The organism is Candidatus Kurthia intestinigallinarum (assembly GCF_003991225.1).
GTDB classification, from domain to species: Bacteria; Bacillota; Bacilli; order Bacillales_A; family Planococcaceae; genus Kurthia; species Kurthia populi.
In genome coordinates this window covers 1-1,014 of the sequence record NZ_JTFC01000087.1, presented here as the reverse complement: position 1 = coordinate 1,014, position 1,014 = coordinate 1, and the positions used below count along the sequence as shown (strand labels likewise).

The 1,014-nt window shown below is 28.9% G+C and carries 1 protein-coding gene; it reads left to right on the top strand.

What is annotated here, in order from left to right:
- Positions 1 to 258 precede the first annotated feature (258 nt).
- Positions 259 to 1,014 (top strand): hypothetical protein (locus QI30_RS18805; protein ID WP_199754728.1); only part of this gene is annotated, 756 nt, incomplete at its 3' end.

Genomic DNA, 1,014 nt, shown 5'->3' with positions numbered 1-1,014 from the left:
CACTGTTCTAAGGGTTTAGAGAAGCCATTAGAGCTAGTTGGAGATGAAGCAATGGAGTTTCTAAGGGGAAAATTCAAAAATGGGGCAGATCCAACATTTAGAAGCCATTATAAAAACAAATTCACTGGAACACCTATTTTTTATAGTGTTTGTAGTGTAAATGTCGAATAAACACGAAAAAACACTGTATTTTTTTTAAAATAACTCATATAAAATTAAAGAAATACAACTTGAGAAAACATTAATTTATGAGAGGGTGTGTTTAAAATTATTCTCAACATAGAAAATATAGGAATAATAGCTAACGCAGATATAAAAATAGAAGGTGTAACCGTAATAGCTGGATCTAATAGTTCGGGGAAAAGTACGGTGGGGAGAGTCTTATATGCTATCGGCACGAGCTTAGCTGAAAGTTCGTATATAAAATTATTCAAGCAAAAGTTAAATATCATAGATAATGAGTTAAACAGACTTAAAAAAATTTCATTAGATGAAGAAAGTTTAGCAATTGCGGAAGAAGCAACTGCATTGCTTGATAATATGTCGTATATCATTTCTATGCTCGAAGAGCATCCTACTTCTCAAAAAGAGTTTGAAAATCAAAGTATTAATTTTTCTAATAAACTAAAAAAAATCATTAATTCTTTAGAAGAAACCGTCATAACACAAAGTCTAACAACGGGAAATTTAGAAGGAGAAATGGAAGTAGATTTAGATGATATTCTTATTAGAATGAGTATCAAAGAAATTAAAAAGATATTAGACACAGATATTCTAAAAGAAGATAATTTGAAATTTGAAATGTTGCAATCGGTATTTAACAATGAATTCAATTCTCAAATTTCTAATTTAACATCTAATAATTTAAAATCAACAATTTCATTTACAGAGGTTAATAATAATAGTGGGAAGCTTGTTTTCATAGAAGATGTATTAGACAGAGAAGCATCAACGATTAATATAAACAGAGAGTTTGTTAGACCAATTTTCATAGATGATCCTACAGTTATTGAT